Origin of the sequence: Citrobacter sp. Cpo040 (genome assembly GCF_030332915.1) — a bacterium.
GTDB lineage: Bacteria > Pseudomonadota > Gammaproteobacteria > Enterobacterales > Enterobacteriaceae > Citrobacter > Citrobacter portucalensis.
The window spans coordinates 45,470-61,110 of sequence record NZ_JAOWGX010000028.1; the positions used below are offsets into that span (position 1 = coordinate 45,470).

17 protein-coding genes are annotated in these 15,641 nt (G+C 52.1%); 12 read left to right on the forward strand and 5 right to left on the reverse strand.

The window, feature by feature from the left end; translation table 11 throughout:
* The first annotated feature begins 88 nt into the window (after positions 1 to 88).
* The 6 genes from cytR (at position 89) to rraA (ending at position 5,720) form a co-directional block, all read left to right on the forward strand.
* A complete protein-coding gene (cytR, locus tag OGX86_RS01325; protein WP_003825179.1) occupies positions 89 to 1,114 on the forward strand; it encodes a DNA-binding transcriptional regulator CytR in 1,026 nt (341 codons plus the stop codon).
* A gap of 93 nt (positions 1,115 to 1,207) precedes the next feature.
* On the forward strand, positions 1,208 to 2,182 hold the full coding sequence (ftsN, locus tag OGX86_RS01330; RefSeq protein ID WP_071692614.1) for a cell division protein FtsN: 975 nt from the start codon (positions 1,208 to 1,210) through the stop codon (positions 2,180 to 2,182).
* Positions 2,183 to 2,273: 91 nt separating this feature from the next.
* Positions 2,274 to 2,804 (forward strand): ATP-dependent protease subunit HslV, encoded by a 531-nt coding sequence (gene hslV / locus OGX86_RS01335; protein ID WP_003028805.1) that lies wholly within the window; start codon positions 2,274 to 2,276, stop codon positions 2,802 to 2,804.
* A 9-nt stretch (positions 2,805 to 2,813) separates the two neighbouring features.
* On the forward strand, positions 2,814 to 4,145 hold the full coding sequence (gene hslU / locus OGX86_RS01340) for an ATP-dependent protease ATPase subunit HslU (RefSeq protein ID WP_003028803.1): 1,332 nt from the start codon (positions 2,814 to 2,816) through the stop codon (positions 4,143 to 4,145).
* Between the two features lie 67 nt (positions 4,146 to 4,212).
* A complete protein-coding gene (menA, locus tag OGX86_RS01345) occupies positions 4,213 to 5,142 on the forward strand; it encodes a 1,4-dihydroxy-2-naphthoate polyprenyltransferase (RefSeq protein WP_003825185.1) in 930 nt (309 codons plus the stop codon).
* A 92-nt stretch (positions 5,143 to 5,234) separates the two neighbouring features.
* The gene (gene rraA, locus OGX86_RS01350; protein WP_008787034.1) at positions 5,235 to 5,720 is read left to right on the forward strand and encodes a ribonuclease E activity regulator RraA; all 486 of its coding nucleotides are present in this window, start codon (positions 5,235 to 5,237) and stop codon (positions 5,718 to 5,720) included.
* Between the two features lie 37 nt (positions 5,721 to 5,757).
* Here rraA and OGX86_RS01355 read toward each other — a convergent pair whose 3' ends face one another.
* From OGX86_RS01355 to zapB, 3 genes are all read right to left on the reverse strand, one after another.
* The gene (locus tag OGX86_RS01355; RefSeq protein ID WP_003825190.1) at positions 5,758 to 6,147 is read right to left on the reverse strand and encodes a hypothetical protein; all 390 of its coding nucleotides are present in this window, start codon (positions 6,145 to 6,147) and stop codon (positions 5,758 to 5,760) included.
* Positions 6,144 to 6,812, reverse strand: a complete 669-nt coding sequence (locus OGX86_RS01360; protein WP_032934070.1) for a hypothetical protein — start codon at positions 6,810 to 6,812, stop codon at positions 6,144 to 6,146. Before OGX86_RS01360 ends, OGX86_RS01355 begins: the two co-directional genes overlap by 4 nt.
* A 92-nt stretch (positions 6,813 to 6,904) precedes the next feature.
* The gene (zapB, locus tag OGX86_RS01365; protein WP_095533156.1) at positions 6,905 to 7,150 is read right to left on the reverse strand and encodes a septal ring assembly protein ZapB; all 246 of its coding nucleotides are present in this window, start codon (positions 7,148 to 7,150) and stop codon (positions 6,905 to 6,907) included.
* A gap of 428 nt (positions 7,151 to 7,578) precedes the next feature.
* Here zapB and OGX86_RS01370 point away from each other — a divergent pair, with 428 nt between their 5' ends.
* The 4 genes from OGX86_RS01370 (at position 7,579) to fpr (ending at position 11,943) form a co-directional block, all read left to right on the forward strand.
* Positions 7,579 to 8,424 (forward strand): MIP/aquaporin family protein, encoded by an 846-nt coding sequence (locus tag OGX86_RS01370; protein WP_008787032.1) that lies wholly within the window; start codon positions 7,579 to 7,581, stop codon positions 8,422 to 8,424.
* 22 nt (positions 8,425 to 8,446) lie between these two features.
* Positions 8,447 to 9,955, forward strand: coding sequence for a glycerol kinase GlpK (glpK, locus tag OGX86_RS01375; RefSeq protein WP_003028792.1), 1,509 nt, complete (start codon positions 8,447 to 8,449; stop codon positions 9,953 to 9,955).
* 135 nt (positions 9,956 to 10,090) lie between these two features.
* Complete coding sequence (glpX, locus tag OGX86_RS01380) at positions 10,091 to 11,101, forward strand: class II fructose-bisphosphatase (RefSeq protein WP_008787030.1); 1,011 nt, start codon at positions 10,091 to 10,093, stop codon at positions 11,099 to 11,101.
* 95 nt (positions 11,102 to 11,196) lie between these two features.
* Positions 11,197 to 11,943: a ferredoxin--NADP(+) reductase gene (gene fpr / locus OGX86_RS01385; protein ID WP_048227737.1), complete on the forward strand. Its 747-nt coding sequence runs from the start codon at positions 11,197 to 11,199 to the stop codon at positions 11,941 to 11,943.
* A 57-nt stretch (positions 11,944 to 12,000) separates the two neighbouring features.
* On the opposite strand, the gene OGX86_RS01390 is transcribed toward fpr, so the two are convergent.
* Positions 12,001 to 12,429, reverse strand: coding sequence for a DUF805 domain-containing protein (locus tag OGX86_RS01390; RefSeq protein ID WP_048227736.1), 429 nt, complete (start codon positions 12,427 to 12,429; stop codon positions 12,001 to 12,003).
* Between the two features lie 100 nt (positions 12,430 to 12,529).
* Between OGX86_RS01390 and OGX86_RS01395 the strand changes: the two genes are divergently transcribed.
* Together OGX86_RS01395 and tpiA are read left to right on the forward strand one after the other, a co-directional pair.
* On the forward strand, positions 12,530 to 13,132 hold the full coding sequence (locus tag OGX86_RS01395) for a YiiQ family protein (RefSeq protein WP_032945595.1): 603 nt from the start codon (positions 12,530 to 12,532) through the stop codon (positions 13,130 to 13,132).
* Positions 13,133 to 13,360: 228 nt separating this feature from the next.
* Positions 13,361 to 14,128 carry a triose-phosphate isomerase gene (gene tpiA / locus OGX86_RS01400; protein WP_003028783.1) on the forward strand — a complete coding sequence of 256 codons (768 nt, stop codon included), beginning with the start codon at positions 13,361 to 13,363 and terminating at the stop codon, positions 14,126 to 14,128.
* 39 nt (positions 14,129 to 14,167) lie between these two features.
* Here tpiA and OGX86_RS01405 read toward each other — a convergent pair whose 3' ends face one another.
* Complete coding sequence (locus tag OGX86_RS01405) at positions 14,168 to 15,640, reverse strand: DASS family sodium-coupled anion symporter (protein ID WP_286639090.1); 1,473 nt, start codon at positions 15,638 to 15,640, stop codon at positions 14,168 to 14,170.
* Between the last annotated feature and the right edge of the window lies 1 nt (position 15,641).

Sequence of the window (15,641 nt, forward strand, 5' to 3'; positions counted from 1 at the left end):
GCTTCCATTCACTATCTGATAAAAATGTTTCAGATGAAGGTTATCCAGGGACGAGTCTGTGCCAGCAGCTCTCTGGCGAGGAGAAAGAGTGAAACCGAATAAGCAGGTTGCCGCCGCTACGATGAAAGATGTTGCTCTGAAGGCGAAAGTCTCAACGGCAACCGTATCCCGCGCATTAATGAACCCGGACAAAGTCTCGCAGTCAACCCGTAACAAGGTTGAGCAGGCAGCGCTGGAAGTGGGATATCTACCCCAATCAATGGGACGTAACGTTAAGCGTAATGAGTCACGTACCATTCTGGTGATTGTGCCGGATATCTGCGATCCGTTTTTTAGCGAAGTGATTCGTGGCATCGAAGTGACTGCCGCAGAACAGGGATACCTGGTGCTTATTGGCGACTGCGCGCACCAGAACCAGCAGGAAAAGACGTTTCTTAACCTCATTATCACCAAGCAGATCGATGGCATGGTACTGCTCAGCTCGCGCCTGCCGTTTGATGCCAGCGTGGAAGAACAGCGCAATTTACCGCCGATGGTCATGTCGAACGAGTTCGCGCCAGAGCTGGAACTCCCTACCGTGCACATTGATAACCTCACCGCCGCCTTTAATGCGATGAATTATCTGCTGGAACTGGGGCATAAACGCATTGGCTGTATCGCCGGACCCGAAGATATGCCGCTGTGCCATTACCGTCTGCAAGGCTACGTTCAGGCATTACGTCGCAGCGGAATTACGGTCGATCCGCATTTCATCGCGCGCGGTGACTTTACCTATGAAGCGGGAGCCAATGCGTTGAAGCAGCTCCTTGAACTACCGCAGCCTCCTACCGCTGTCTTTTGTCACAGCGACGTCATGGCGCTGGGCGCACTCTCTTACGCCAAACGTCAGGGTCTGAAAGTCCCTGATGATTTATCCATTATTGGCTTTGATAACATTTCGCTCACGGAATTTTGTGATCCACCCCTGACAACCGTCGCACAGCCGCGTTTCGATATCGGACGTGAAGCTATGCTGTTACTGCTCGATCAATTACAAGGGCAGAGCGTCAGCAGTGGCTCACGTTTACTGGACTGCGAGCTTATTATTCGGGGTACTACCCGGGCACTGACGTAAAGTAAAGTGCTTTCGGACTCCCCTGTCTGGTCAAAGGCCCGTCGCTTAAGTAACATGGCGGGCTGACGAACGAATAAATACAGCGAAACGATAGTGGCACAACGAGATTATGTACGTCGCGGCCAACCGGCACCTTCGCGGCGCAAGAAGAGCACATCACGGAAAAAACAACGCAATACGCCTGCGGTATCGCCCGCAATGGTTGCTATTGCTGCAGCCGTACTCGTGACCTTTATCGGTGGTCTGTACTTCATTACGCATCACAAGAAAGAAGAGTCCGAAACGCTGCAAAACCAGAAAGTCACCGGTAATGGCATTCCGCCAAAACCGGAAGAGCGCTGGCGATACATCAAAGAGCTGGAAAGCCGTCAGCCTGGCGTACGTGCGCCTACCGAACCGTCTGCGGGCGGCGAGGTGCTGAATGCCGATCAGCTAACCAATGAGCAGCGCCAGCTATTGGCGCAAATGCAGGCTGATATGCGTCAACAGCCGACACAGCTCAACGAAGTACCGTGGAACGAGCAAACGCCTGAACAGCGCCAACAAACGCTGCAGCGTCAGCGTCAGGTGCAACAGCAGCAGTGGAATAACGCACAGCAGCAGGCTCAGCAGCCGCGTCCACGGGCAACAGAACAGCCGTATCAGCAGCAGCAAACGCGTACAGCACAAGCCGCGCCGGTACAGCAGCCGAAAGCGCAGCCAAAACCGGCGGCGCAACAGCCGTATCAGGATCTGCTGCAAACGCCTGCGCATACCACCGCCGCTCAGCCGAAAACGCAACCGGCCGCGCCAATAACGAATGAAACGCAACCGCCAAAACAGACGGCGGAGAAAAAAGATGAACGCCGCTGGATGGTTCAGTGCGGGTCATTTAAAGGCGCTGAGCAGGCAGAAACCGTGCGCGCGCAGCTGGCCTTTGAAGGGTTCAACTCGCGTATTACCACCAATAACGGCTGGAATCGTGTGGTCATTGGTCCGGTCAAAGGCAAAGAGAATGCCGACAACACCATCAGCCGCCTGAAGGTTGCTGGTCACACAAACTGCATTCGACTCGCCACTGGGGGTTGAAACCCCCAAAATCCCCCCCATCTATACTTGCATTACGCCCCGCATCCTGTGCGGGGCCTGTATTCTGCATTTGTAACCAAGGGGTCTGCTCGTGACAACAATAGTAAGCGTACGCCGTAACGGCCATGTGGTAATCGCCGGTGATGGTCAGGCCACACTGGGTAACACCGTAATGAAAGGCAACGTGAAGAAAGTCCGCCGTCTGTATAACGACAAAGTCATTGCGGGCTTTGCGGGCGGTACTGCGGATGCATTCACGCTGTTCGAACTGTTCGAACGCAAGCTGGAAATGCACCAGGGTCACCTGGTGAAAGCGGCCGTTGAACTGGCAAAAGACTGGCGTACCGACCGTATGCTGCGCAAACTCGAAGCGCTGCTGGCCGTCGCAGATGAAACTGCATCGCTCATCATCACCGGTAACGGCGACGTCATCCAGCCAGAAAACGATCTGATTGCTATCGGCTCCGGCGGTCCCTACGCCCAGGCTGCTGCACGCGCTCTGCTTGAAAATACCGAGCTTGGCGCACGCGAGATTGCTGAGAAAGCGTTGGATATTGCAGGGGATATCTGCATTTATACCAACCACTTCCATACCATCGAAGAATTGAACTCCAAAGCGTAAGGATCCCCCATGTCTGAAATGACCCCACGCGAAATTGTCAGCGAACTGAACAAACACATCATCGGCCAGGATAACGCTAAGCGTTCCGTGGCGATCGCCCTGCGTAACCGCTGGCGTCGTATGCAGCTCAACGAAGAGTTGCGTCATGAAGTCACGCCGAAAAACATTCTGATGATTGGCCCGACCGGTGTCGGTAAAACCGAAATCGCCCGTCGTCTGGCAAAACTGGCCAACGCGCCGTTCATCAAAGTTGAAGCAACAAAATTCACCGAAGTCGGCTATGTTGGTAAAGAAGTAGATTCCATCATCCGCGATCTGACCGACGCTGCCATTAAGATGGTCCGCGTGCAGGCAATCGAGAAAAACCGCTTCCGTGCCGAAGAGATGGCGGAAGAGCGCATTCTCGACGTGCTGATCCCACCAGCTAAAAATAACTGGGGGCAGTCAGAGCAGCCGCAGGAACCTTCTGCAGCGCGTCAGGCATTCCGTAAAAAACTGCGTGAAGGCCAGCTGGATGATAAAGAGATCGAAATCGATCTCGCCGCCGCACCGATGGGCGTTGAAATTATGGCGCCTCCAGGAATGGAAGAGATGACCAGCCAGCTGCAGTCCATGTTCCAGAACCTGGGCGGTCAGAAGCAAAAACCGCGTAAGCTGAAAATCAAAGACGCGATGAAGCTGCTGATTGAAGAAGAAGCGGCCAAACTGGTGAACCCGGAAGAGCTGAAACAAGAAGCTATCGACGCCGTTGAGCAGCACGGGATCGTGTTTATCGACGAAATCGACAAAATCTGTAAGCGCGGCGAATCCTCCGGCCCGGACGTGTCCCGTGAAGGCGTACAGCGCGACCTGCTGCCGCTGGTTGAAGGCTGCACGGTCTCCACCAAGCACGGCATGGTGAAAACAGATCACATTCTGTTTATCGCTTCTGGTGCATTCCAGGTAGCCAAACCGTCCGACCTGATCCCAGAACTGCAGGGTCGTCTGCCGATTCGTGTCGAGCTGCAGGCGCTGACCACCAGCGATTTTGAGCGTATCCTTACCGAACCGAATGCCTCCATCACCGTCCAGTACAAAGCGCTGATGGCGACTGAAGGTGTGGACATCAACTTCACTGAATCCGGTATTAAACGCATTGCCGAAGCGGCCTGGCAGGTTAACGAAACCACCGAAAACATCGGTGCACGTCGTCTGCATACCGTTCTGGAACGTCTGATGGAAGATATTTCCTATGATGCGAGCGATTTGAACGGCCAAAGCATCACAATTGATGCCGAATATGTGAGCAAACATCTGGATGCGCTGGTCGCAGATGAAGATCTGAGCCGTTTTATCCTATAATCGCGTTCAATGCATTTTCATCACTGTTGATGGGGCTGATAAAGCCCCATTTTTATTGGCGCTAAATATGACTGAACAACAACAAATTAGCCGCTCACAAGCCTGGCTGGAAAGTTTACGACCTAAGACCTTACCGCTCGCCTTCGCGGCGATCATCGTCGGTACGGCATTAGCATGGTGGCAAGGATACTTCGATCCGCTGGTTGCTCTGCTGGCATTGATTACGGCAGGACTGCTGCAAATTCTGTCCAATCTCGCTAACGACTATGGCGATGCCGTTAAAGGCAGCGACAAACCCGACCGTATTGGACCGCTGCGCGGTATGCAAAAAGGGGTCATCACCCAACAGCAGATGAAGCGCGCGCTGATCGTCACCGTGGTGCTGATCTGTCTGTCCGGGCTGGCCCTGGTTGCTGTAGCCTGTCACACGCTGGCGGATTTTGTCGGTTTCCTGGTGCTCGGCGGTCTGTCGATTATCGCCGCGATCACCTACACCGTGGGTAATCGCCCTTACGGATATATCGGCCTGGGCGATATTTCTGTGCTGGTATTCTTCGGCTGGCTCAGCGTAATGGGAAGTTGGTATCTGCAGGCGCATACGTTGATTCCAGCGCTGATTCTGCCTGCCACCGCCTGCGGCCTGCTGGCAACCGCCGTGCTCAACGTCAACAACCTGCGCGATATCAACAGCGACAGAGAGAACGGCAAGAACACGCTGGTCGTACGTTTAGGTGCTGTCAATGCCCGCCGCTACCACGCCTGTCTGCTGATGGGCACGCTGGTCTGTCTGGCACTGTTCAACCTGTTCTCACTGCAAAGCCTGTGGGGATGGCTGTTTATCCTCGCCGCTCCGCTGCTGATCAAACAGGCTCGCTATGTAATGCGCGAGATGGACCCGGCTGCAATGCGTCCGATGCTGGAACGCACCGTAAAAGCGGCATTGTTAACTAACCTGCTGTTTGTCGTTGGAATTTTCTTAAGTCAGTGGTCTCTTTAACTGACAAATATCAATTAACAATTGATGATTTTGCCAACAGTACACATAGCGCGATATACTAAAAATTCTCGCAGCAACTGAACGTTAAGCCTATGAAATACGATACATCCGAGCTTTGTGACATCTATCAGGAAGATGTCAACGTCGTGGAACCGCTGTTCTCTAACTTTGGAGGACGGTCGTCGTTTGGCGGACAAATCATCACGGTAAAATGTTTCGAGGACAACGGGTTGCTGTACGATCTGCTCGAACAAAACGGCCGTGGTCGCATTCTGCTGGTCGATGGCGGCGGTTCTGTCCGTCGTGCGCTGGTCGATGCCGAACTGGCACGGCTGGCCGTACAGAATGAATGGGAAGGTCTGGTCATCTACGGCTCAGTACGCCAGGTAGACGATCTGGAAGAACTGGATATCGGCATTCAGGCGATTGCCGCTATTCCGGTAGGTGCCTCAGGTGAAGGCATTGGGGAAAGCGATGTACGCGTCAACTTCGGTGGCGTGACGTTCTTCTCCGGCGACCACCTGTACGCCGATAACACCGGGATAATCCTCTCCGAAGACCCGCTCGATATCGAGTAAGCGAAAAAGGCCATCAGCAATTTTGATGGCCTTTTTTTCATTCATTTGATTCGTAATGAATGACTTTAATATCATACTTTTTATATTTTTCTTCGACAACGATACTCATCGTCTCACGACTGACAGGATAAGTTTCGATATAAGCATTTAATTTATCCTCAGCTATCTGAATGCCACTCTTTTGTATCCCGGTAAAAATTATCTCACTGCGTTGAAGATGACTACCATCATCTGCATAGCTTACAAAAAACCAGTCGTTAGATATCCTTGGAGCCTGTTTAAGAGGTTTCGGTGTTAGCAGATGATAAAATAATAAATTCTGCTGAGTGTAGATTTTTTCTGTATAGATGCTCACCATAAAATGACAATAAAATAGCGCAATAAAAAGCATAAACACAATAATAAAACCTGATCTCCTGGATTTCATATGTGAAGTTCCCGAACATAATCAGGATTAGCAATAGGTCTTATTACATCCATAAATAAAGGTAATTCACCCGAATAGGGTTCATGTCTCTTATCTTTATTGATAGGGTCAGGAAACAGTAACGGAATAACACTTTTATTCTTAAACTCACCAACTGGGCCATAGAAGTCCCAGATTCGATAAGCCTTTTCTTTCGAGCATATCTGAAGGTAAGAGGTGTAATCTGCATAATTTACCGCTTGGTAAAAACCAAATAGATTTGAGACCAAATCTTCAGCACTATAACCACTATCCGTTAAATAAACATAAGGCCAAAAGTCCTGTAAGGACTCAAAGCGATGTGACGTACCTAAGAATATTGATAAAGCAATACCTTGTAAGGTTCGCTCCTGCAATCCTCGGCGCACCATAAATCTACGATATATACCAGTATTGATATTTATGCCATGAATGTTTTTGGACATACTTTGATGATAATTCACTTCATAAAACTCACTATCACCACCACGAGGCCTTGTCATTTCAAACCATAATTTTTCAGCCCCTGCCGGATTAGCATGGCCTAAATCAATCCATCCTAAATTATCTGTATAGATAAGACCATATCTAATATCTCTGGTGATAAGTCGATCCGAATCATCAATAATATCGTTTCTTTTTGTCATATCGTATTCTTTGATATTTAAAAAATACGATATCCTAATCTCTACATAGCAAAAAGGCATCCATTATGGATGCCTTTTTCAAGAAATCAGAATTAGACTTCTTCCATACGACCCAGCAGGGCATGCAGACGATCCTGCCAGCCGCTCTGCTGTTCTTTCAGGCTATTGTTCTCACGCTCCAGTTCTTCACGCTGCTGCTGTGCAGTCTGAACTTCCTGCGACAGTGAGTTGTTCTTTTCTTTCAGCTCTTCGATTTCCATCTGCAACAGCGTGATGGTATCAATCGCCTGCTGTACTTTTGCTTCCAGTTTCTCAAACACTTCTAATGACATCGTCATACCTCTCCTGAATTGCAAGGCGTTGATGGATAAAAATCCTCGTCCCGATAACCGGCGACGCCTTAATAAAAACGAGCGCACTCTACTTAACACCGATTGTATGAAGCCGCGTCATCCCTGTCCAGCGGCATCCCGCGCAGATTGCGGTTTGCAACACTTTTAGTCTTTCTCCTGGTGACATTACTGTCATAACTCTTAAGTGTTAACAGGTTGATCAGTGAAATGATTCAGCTCACACTATTTTTGTATAACAAATACCTCACAATGGCGCGAAAACGCTCATTTTGTTGATGCAGTACACACATTTTAATTTCGATATTTCTCGTTTTTGCGCGTTAACGATAAATTAACAGTGTGCCTACCGGCTCCGGGGATGTCAGTGACCTTCTCGCACACAATAAACATTAAACTCTCTTCAGGATCCGATTATGAGTCAAACATCAACCTTAAAAGGCCAGTGCATTGCTGAATTCCTCGGTACCGGGTTGTTGATTTTCTTCGGTGTGGGCTGTGTCGCTGCACTTAAAGTGGCTGGGGCTACTTTCGGTCAGTGGGAAATCAGTGTCATCTGGGGTCTGGGGGTAGCGATGGCTATCTATCTGACCGCAGGCGTTTCTGGTGCACACCTGAATCCCGCGGTAACCATCGCACTCTGGCTGTTCGCCTGTTTTGATAAACGCAAAGTTGTTCCTTTTATTATTTCTCAAATTGCCGGCGCCTTTTGCGCAGCGGCACTGGTTTACGGGCTTTATTACAATCTTTTCCTCGATTTCGAACAAACTAACCATATCGTTCGCGGCAGTACCGAAAGCCTGGGTCTGGCAGGTACTTTCTCCACCTATCCGAACCCGCATATCAATTTTGTGCAGGCCTTCGCGGTTGAAATGGTCATTACCGCTATTCTAATGGGGCTGATTCTGGCTCTGACCGACGATGGTAACGGTGTACCTCGTGGTCCGCTGGCACCACTGCTGATCGGCTTGTTGATTGCCGTTATTGGTGCTTCCATGGGTCCGCTGACAGGTTTTGCGATGAACCCGGCACGTGACTTCGGACCGAAACTCTTCGCCTGGATGGCCGGATGGGGTGAGATTGCCTTCACGGGTGGTCGCGATATCCCTTACTTCCTGGTTCCGGTGTTTGGCCCGATTACCGGCGCGATTTTGGGCGCATGGGCATATCGCAAACTGATTGGTCGTCATTTACCGTGCGATGTCTGCGCGATTGAAGAAAAAGACGTTGCGGCCAACACTCAACAAAAAGCTTCGCAGTAATGTGACTACGGGACAAAAAATTATGACTGAAAAAAAATATATCGTTGCGCTCGACCAGGGCACCACCAGCTCCCGCGCGGTCGTAATGGACCACGATGCGAATATCGTTGCCGTTTCACAGCGCGAATTCGAACAAATTTACCCGAAAGCAGGTTGGGTAGAACATGACCCGATGGAAATTTGGGCGACCCAAAGCTCCACGCTGGTAGAAGTTCTGGCGAAAGCCGATATCAGTTCCGATGAAATTGCAGCGATCGGTATTACCAACCAGCGTGAAACCACCATTGTCTGGGAACGCGAAACCGGTAAACCTATCTATAACGCGATTGTGTGGCAGTGTCGTCGTACCGCGGATATCTGCGAAAAGCTCAAGCGCGACGGTATGGAAGAGTACATCCGTAATAATACAGGTCTGGTCATTGACCCGTACTTCTCCGGCACCAAAGTGAAGTGGATCCTCGACCACGTAGAAGGCTCACGTGAGCGCGCTCGTCGCGGCGAACTGCTGTTCGGTACCGTAGATACCTGGCTTATCTGGAAAATGACGCAGGGACGTGTACACGTCACGGATTACACCAACGCCTCACGTACCATGCTGTTCAACATCCACTCCCTGGACTGGGATGACACGATGCTGGATGCGCTGGATATTCCGCGTGCAATGCTGCCGGAAGTACGTCGTTCTTCTGAAGTGTACGGCCAAACCAACATCGGTGGTAAAGGCGGCATTCGTATTCCTATCTCCGGTATCGCTGGTGACCAGCAGGCGGCGCTGTTTGGCCAGCTGTGCGTGAAGGAAGGGATGGCGAAAAATACTTACGGTACCGGCTGCTTCATGCTGATGAACACCGGCGAGAAAGCCGTTAAGTCCGAAAACGGACTGCTGACCACCATCGCCTGCGGACCGACCGGGGAAGTGAACTACGCGCTGGAAGGTGCGGTATTTATGGCTGGCGCATCTATCCAGTGGCTGCGTGATGAAATGAAACTCATCAGCGATGCGTTCGACTCCGAATATTTCGCCACCAAAGTGAAAGACACCAACGGCGTGTACGTCGTTCCAGCATTTACTGGCCTGGGCGCACCATACTGGGACCCGTATGCTCGCGGCGCCATCTTTGGTCTGACCCGTGGGGTAAACTCCAACCACATCATCCGTGCCACGCTTGAGTCTATTGCATATCAGACTCGTGATGTTCTGGAAGCAATGCAGGCTGACTCCGGTATTCGCCTGCACGCCCTGCGCGTTGATGGCGGTGCGGTCGCCAATAACTTCCTGATGCAGTTCCAGTCCGACATTCTCGGCACGCGCGTTGAGCGCCCGGAAGTCCGCGAAGTCACCGCATTGGGTGCGGCATACCTGGCCGGTCTGGCAGTAGGCTTCTGGCAGAATCTGGATGAGCTGCAGGAAAAAGCGGTCATCGAGCGTGAATTCCGCCCAGGCATCGAAACCACCGAACGTAACTTCCGTTACAGCGGCTGGAAAAAAGCGGTCAAACGCGCCATGGCGTGGGAAGATCACGACGAGTAATACGTCATAGCCGGATGGCAACTGTGCCTTATCCGGCAATATCTTCGTGCGGGGGCAACCCCGCACACACATCAATAATCTCGCCCCCTCCCCTGTGCTACACTTCGCGCCATTCCTTTCAGCTACGAGTTTGCAATGAGACGAGAACTTGCCATTGAATTTTCACGCGTGACCGAAGCGGCCGCGCTGGCTGGCTATAAATGGCTGGGCCGCGGCGACAAAAATACCGCTGACGGCGCGGCGGTAAACGCCATGCGTATTATGCTCAACCAGGTCAACATTGACGGCACCATCGTGATTGGCGAGGGTGAGATCGATGAAGCACCGATGCTGTTTATCGGTGAGAAAGTCGGGACCGGTCTTGGTGATGCGGTCGACATCGCCGTCGATCCTATCGAAGGCACACGCATGACGGCAATGGGTCAGGCAAACGCGCTGGCCGTACTGGCTGTTGGCGATAAAGGCTGCTTCCTGAACGCGCCAGACATGTACATGGAAAAGCTGATTGTCGGCCCAGGCGCAAAAGGGTCTATCGACCTGAACCTGTCGCTGGAAGCCAACCTGCAGAACGTTGCCGCTGCACTCAATAAGCCGCTGAGTGAACTGACCGTCACCATTCTGGCCAAGCCACGCCATGATGAAACGATCGCCGAAATGCAAAAATTGGGCGTGCGCGTCTTTGCTATTCCAGACGGTGACGTTGCTGCTTCCATTCTGACATGCATGCCAGACAGTGAAGTTGACGTGCTGTACGGCATTGGCGGCGCACCGGAAGGCGTCGTTTCTGCCGCCGTTATCCGCGCGCTGGACGGCGACATGCAGGGTCGTTTGCTGGCGCGTCATGACGTCAAAGGCGACAGCGAAGAGAACCGTCGCATTGGCGAACAGGAACTGGCTCGTTGCGCCGCCATGGGCATTGAAGCGGGCAAAGCGCTGCGTCTCGATGAAATGGCGCGTAGCGACAACGTCATTTTCTCTGCCACCGGCATCACCAAAGGCGATTTGCTGGAAGGGATTAGCCGCAAAGGTAATATCGCGACCACCGAAACGCTGCTGATCCGCGGTAAATCACGTACGATCCGTCGCATTCAGTCGATTCACTACCTCGATCGCAAAGATCCCGATGTGCAGGCGCACATCCTGTAATTGATTTGATCAATAGAGCCTTCCAGCCCATATGGGCTGGAAATCTTTCGTCCAACGAACGAAGATAAGGCAATCAAAGCAGACAGGAGAGAACCATGGCAGATTGGGTAACAGGCAAAGTCACGAAGGTACAGAACTGGACCGATGCCCTGTTTAGTTTGACCGTGCGAGCTCCGGTTCTTCCTTTCACTGCAGGTCAATTCACCAAGCTTGGCCTTGAGATCGAGGGCGAGCGCGTCCAGCGCGCCTATTCTTACGTCAATGCCCCTGATAACCCCGATTTAGAGTTTTATCTGGTGACGGTTCCCGACGGCAAACTCAGCCCTCGTCTGGCAGCACTGAAGCCTGGCGATGAAGTCCAGGTGGTGAGTGAAGCTGCTGGTTTCTTCGTGCTGGATGAAGTCCCCGATTGCGACACGCTGTGGATGCTGGCAACCGGCACGGCTATCGGCCCATACTTGTCGATTCTACAATTAGGCAACGACCTGGATCGCTTCAAAAATCTGGTGCTGGTCCACGCCGCGCGCTATGCCGCCGATTTGAGCTATCTGCCGTTGATGCAGGCGCTGGAAAAGCGCTACGAAGGTAAATTACGCATCCAGACGGTAGTCAGCCGTGAAACCGTGGCAGATTCGCTGACCGGGCGTGTACCGGCGCTAATTGAAAGCGGTGAACTGGAAAAAGCGGTCGGGCTGCCAATGGATAAAGAAACCTGTCATGTGATGCTGTGCGGAAACCCGCAGATGGTACGCGACACGCAGCAGTTGCTGAAGGACACCCGGCAGATGACCAAACACCTGCGCCGCCGACCAGGCCATATGACCGCAGAGCACTACTGGTAAGAACGTTTCAATGCCCGGTTAACACCCGGGCATTTTGCCGGATGGCGCTTATCCGGCCTACGAGTCAGCCCTGAACTTTACGTCCTGCGTATCCTTACCATATTTATTTGCGTCCTGGGTGCCGATGAACGCACCCAGATCGATAAGCATGCCGACCAGAATCAACGTTGGAACAAAGCGGCCTACCGCCCATTGCCAGACGCCGGGTAACATCGCCCAATTTCCGGCCAGCAGCATCCACGCCAGAATCATCAACAGCGCCCACGCTCCAGAACGCCCACGGTCATGCAGACGTTTTACCGTCACTGCCGCCGTTGGCCATAGCAGACACACCAGACAAAAAGCCGCGGTCTGAATATCGAGTAATTGTTTGCTCGCCAGCGAAAACAAAACCAGCATGCCGACGATCCATAGGCCAATCCAAATCCAGAAATCACGGCGCCCGATGCGCCCTTTAAATGAGAATAACCACTGCTGTATGGTCATGTAAGTTCCTTTATTATTACCTTCCAGAACAGTTTACCCTTTTGACAAGCTCGACGGTTACCGTTTTAATCGTGAGCAGTGAGAATGAAAGGTACGATTGATGAAGCACGGATTTACACTGTTTTTATTATTGTTTTCAGCCTTAACAGCCAGCCCTGCGGCATTGGCGGAAGAGCCATCGACGGCAACCACAGCCCCCTATTTACTGGCGGGGGCGCCGACCTTTGACCTGTCGATTAGCCAGTTTCGCGAAAACTTTAATACACAGAATCCGAAGCTGATCCTGAATGAGTTCCGCGCCATCGACAGCAGTCGCGATCGGGCAAATCTCACCCGCGCGGCCAGCAAAATCAATGAAAACCTGTATGCGTCTTCCGCCCTTGAGCGCGGTACCCTGAAAATCAAAAGCATGCAGATAACCTGGTTACCAATTCAGGGACCAGAGCAAAAGGCAGCTAAAGCGAAAGCGCTGGAATACATGACCGCCGTCATCCGCACCGTCGCACCGCTACTGACGAAGGAACAGAGCCAGAAAAAGCTACAAAAACTGCTCGCCGCAGGCAAAGGTAAGCACTATTACGCCGAAACAGAAGGCGCAATTCGCTATGTCGTGGCAGATAACGGTGAAAAGGGGCTGACCTTCGCTGTTGAACCGATTAAGCTGGCTCTATCTGAAAACCTCGAAGGGTCGAATTCCCCCTAAATTATTCACGTTTCAGGAAGGTGGCGACGCAACGAATCCCCAGGAGCTTACATCAGTAAGTGACTGGGGTGAGAGAGTACAGCCAACGCACCTGCAACGTGGAGAATGACGGGGAAATGACAAAAAGCAAAGCCTTTCGGGGGATGAATCTCTATACTGTTTCACAGACCATGCTGCCCTGAGGGGCGGCCATATTCCTTAATTCGCTGACAAGCGTGGAGAAATGAAATGCGACATCCTTTAGTGATGGGTAACTGGAAACTGAACGGCAGCCGCCACATGGTAAACGAACTGGTTGCTAATCTGCGTAAAGAACTGGCTGGCGTTGCTGGCTGTGCAGTAGCGATTGCTCCACCGGAAATGTATATCGACCTGGCGAAACACGCCGCTGCCGGTAGCCACATCATTCTGGGCGCGCAGAACGTTGACCTGAACCTGTCTGGCGCATTCACTGGTGAAACAAGTGCTGAAATGCTGAAAGACATCGGCGCACAGTACATCATTATCGGTCACTCTGAGCGTCGTACTTACCACAAAGAATCTGACGAGCTGATCGCTAAAAAATTCGCCGTGCTGAAAGAGCAGGGTCTGACTCCAGTTCTGTGCATCGGTGAAACCGAAGCAGAAAACGAAGCGGGCAAAACTGAAGAAGTTTGTGCACGTCAGATCGACGCGGTTCTGAAAACTCAGGGCGCGGCAGCATTCGAAGGCGTCGTTATCGCTTACGAACCAGTATGGGCTATCGGTACCGGTAAATCTGCAACTCCTGCTCAGGCTCAGGCTGTTCACAAATTTATTCGTGACCACATTGCTAAAGCTGACGCGAAAATCGCTGAGCAAGTAATCATCCAGTACGGCGGTTCTGTAAACGCGGCTAACGCGGCAGAACTGTTTGCTCAGCCGGACATCGACGGTGCGCTGGTTGGTGGTGCTTCTCTGAAAGCAGACGCCTTCGCCGTCATCGTTAAAGCAGCAGAAGCCGCTAAACAGGCTTAAGTTGTTAAGGCGGGAGGAGCACTCCTCCCGCTGTATTAACTACCAGTATCCCAACCAGTGCCACCAGAAGGCGCCGGTCACCCCCCAAATGGTCAGGTTGACCACACTCATCACCAGGCCCGTTTTCCACCACTCCGCCAGCGTGACATAGCCCGAACCAAAGATGATCGGCGCAGTACCCGTGCCATAGTGCGTGAGCGACATCATCAGGGAGGAGGAGAAACCGAGCATTAAACCAAGCAATGCTGGCGGCGCGCCGAGGCCTAATCCTGCGGCGAAGAACGCAGCGAACATAGCCGTAATATGCGCAGTAGTGCTGGCGAAAAAGTAGTGCGAGTAGACGTAAAGCAGAATCAACAGCAGCGTTGCAACACTCCAGTGCACGCCAAGATGGTCGATTGCACTACCAACGCTGGTTGCCAGCCATCCCACCAATCCCAGTTTGCTGAGAAAATCCGCCATCATCACCAGCGCGGCAAACCAGACTATCGTATCCCATGCCCCGCGGCATTTAAGAATGTCATCCCAGCTCAATACGCCCGCCATCAATAGAATCGACAAACCAATTAACGCGGCGCTAGTGGGGTTTACGCTCCAGGCACTGCCCATCAGCATCGCTGGAACACCCGCCCACAGGCAGAGCAGCAAAATGAACACTGCCAGGGTAATTTTTTCTGCCAGTGATAGTGGACCCAGCGCATCCAGTTTTTGCCGCGCGAACTGCGGCGCATTTGGCGTGCGCGTGATAGCTGGCGGATAGAGCCACCAGATTACAATCGGCATGACAACCAGTGATACCAGAGCGGGAAGAAGCGCCGCAATAGCCCACATTCCCCAGGTCATGTTCAGCACGCCATCCGTCCCCTTCGTCAAAAAGCTGACGATTAACGGGTTAGGTGCGGTCGCGGTGATGAACATTGCCGAGCTGATCGGGTTAATGTTGTAGTTCACCAGCGCGAGATAACGGCCCGTTGAGCCATTCTCGGCATGGCCTGGCTGCGAGCCGAGGCTTTCCGCAATCGCCCGCATTACCGGGTGGATAATGCCGCCTCCACGCGCGGTATTGCTTGGCGTTACGGGTGCAATTAGCGTTTCCGCAAGGGTTAATGCCCACGCAATACCCAGCGTTCTTTTACCAAATAGCGCAATAAACCCGTAGCCAATACGCGCTCCCAGGCCAGTCTTTAACAGACTTTGCGACAGCATAATGGATAAACCAATCAGCCAGATTAACTGGTTCGAAAAGCCACTCAACGCATCGTTCAACGCCGCGGAGGGTTTGCCGGGGTTAGTAACGCCAGTCATCGCCACCAGCATAATCGCCACAATCGCAATTGCGCCAATGGGCATAGCTTTACCGATAATCGCAGCGATCGTACCAATAAACAGTGCCAGCAAGTGCCACGCTTGCGGGGTTACGTCAGGAGGACACGGGATAACAAACCAGATGGTCAGCGTAATCACGAGCGAGATGATGGCAGGCCAACAGCGGATAGGGTTCAAACTGTCCATG

Bases quoted from the DNA above. Each gene is read 5' to 3' on its own strand.
- hslU (WP_003028803.1), top strand. From the start codon at position 2,814: ATGTCTGAAATGACCCCACGCGAAATTGTCAGCGAACTGAACAAACAC.
- menA (WP_003825185.1), top strand. From the start codon at position 4,213: ATGACTGAACAACAACAAATTAGCCGCTCACAAGCCTGGCTGGAAAGT.
- rraA (WP_008787034.1), top strand. From the start codon at position 5,235: ATGAAATACGATACATCCGAGCTTTGTGACATCTATCAGGAAGATGTC.
- OGX86_RS01355 (WP_003825190.1), bottom strand. From the start codon at position 6,147: ATGAAATCCAGGAGATCAGGTTTTATTATTGTGTTTATGCTTTTTATT.
- OGX86_RS01360 (WP_032934070.1), bottom strand. From the start codon at position 6,812: ATGACAAAAAGAAACGATATTATTGATGATTCGGATCGACTTATCACC.
- zapB (WP_095533156.1), bottom strand. From the start codon at position 7,150: ATGACGATGTCATTAGAAGTGTTTGAGAAACTGGAAGCAAAAGTACAG.
- OGX86_RS01370 (WP_008787032.1), top strand. From the start codon at position 7,579: ATGAGTCAAACATCAACCTTAAAAGGCCAGTGCATTGCTGAATTCCTC.
- glpK (WP_003028792.1), top strand. From the start codon at position 8,447: ATGACTGAAAAAAAATATATCGTTGCGCTCGACCAGGGCACCACCAGC.
- glpX (WP_008787030.1), top strand. From the start codon at position 10,091: ATGAGACGAGAACTTGCCATTGAATTTTCACGCGTGACCGAAGCGGCC.
- fpr (WP_048227737.1), top strand. From the start codon at position 11,197: ATGGCAGATTGGGTAACAGGCAAAGTCACGAAGGTACAGAACTGGACC.
- OGX86_RS01390 (WP_048227736.1), bottom strand. From the start codon at position 12,429: ATGACCATACAGCAGTGGTTATTCTCATTTAAAGGGCGCATCGGGCGC.
- OGX86_RS01395 (WP_032945595.1), top strand. From the start codon at position 12,530: ATGAAGCACGGATTTACACTGTTTTTATTATTGTTTTCAGCCTTAACA.
- tpiA (WP_003028783.1), top strand. From the start codon at position 13,361: ATGCGACATCCTTTAGTGATGGGTAACTGGAAACTGAACGGCAGCCGC.
- OGX86_RS01405 (WP_286639090.1), bottom strand. From the start codon at position 15,640: ATGGACAGTTTGAACCCTATCCGCTGTTGGCCTGCCATCATCTCGCTC.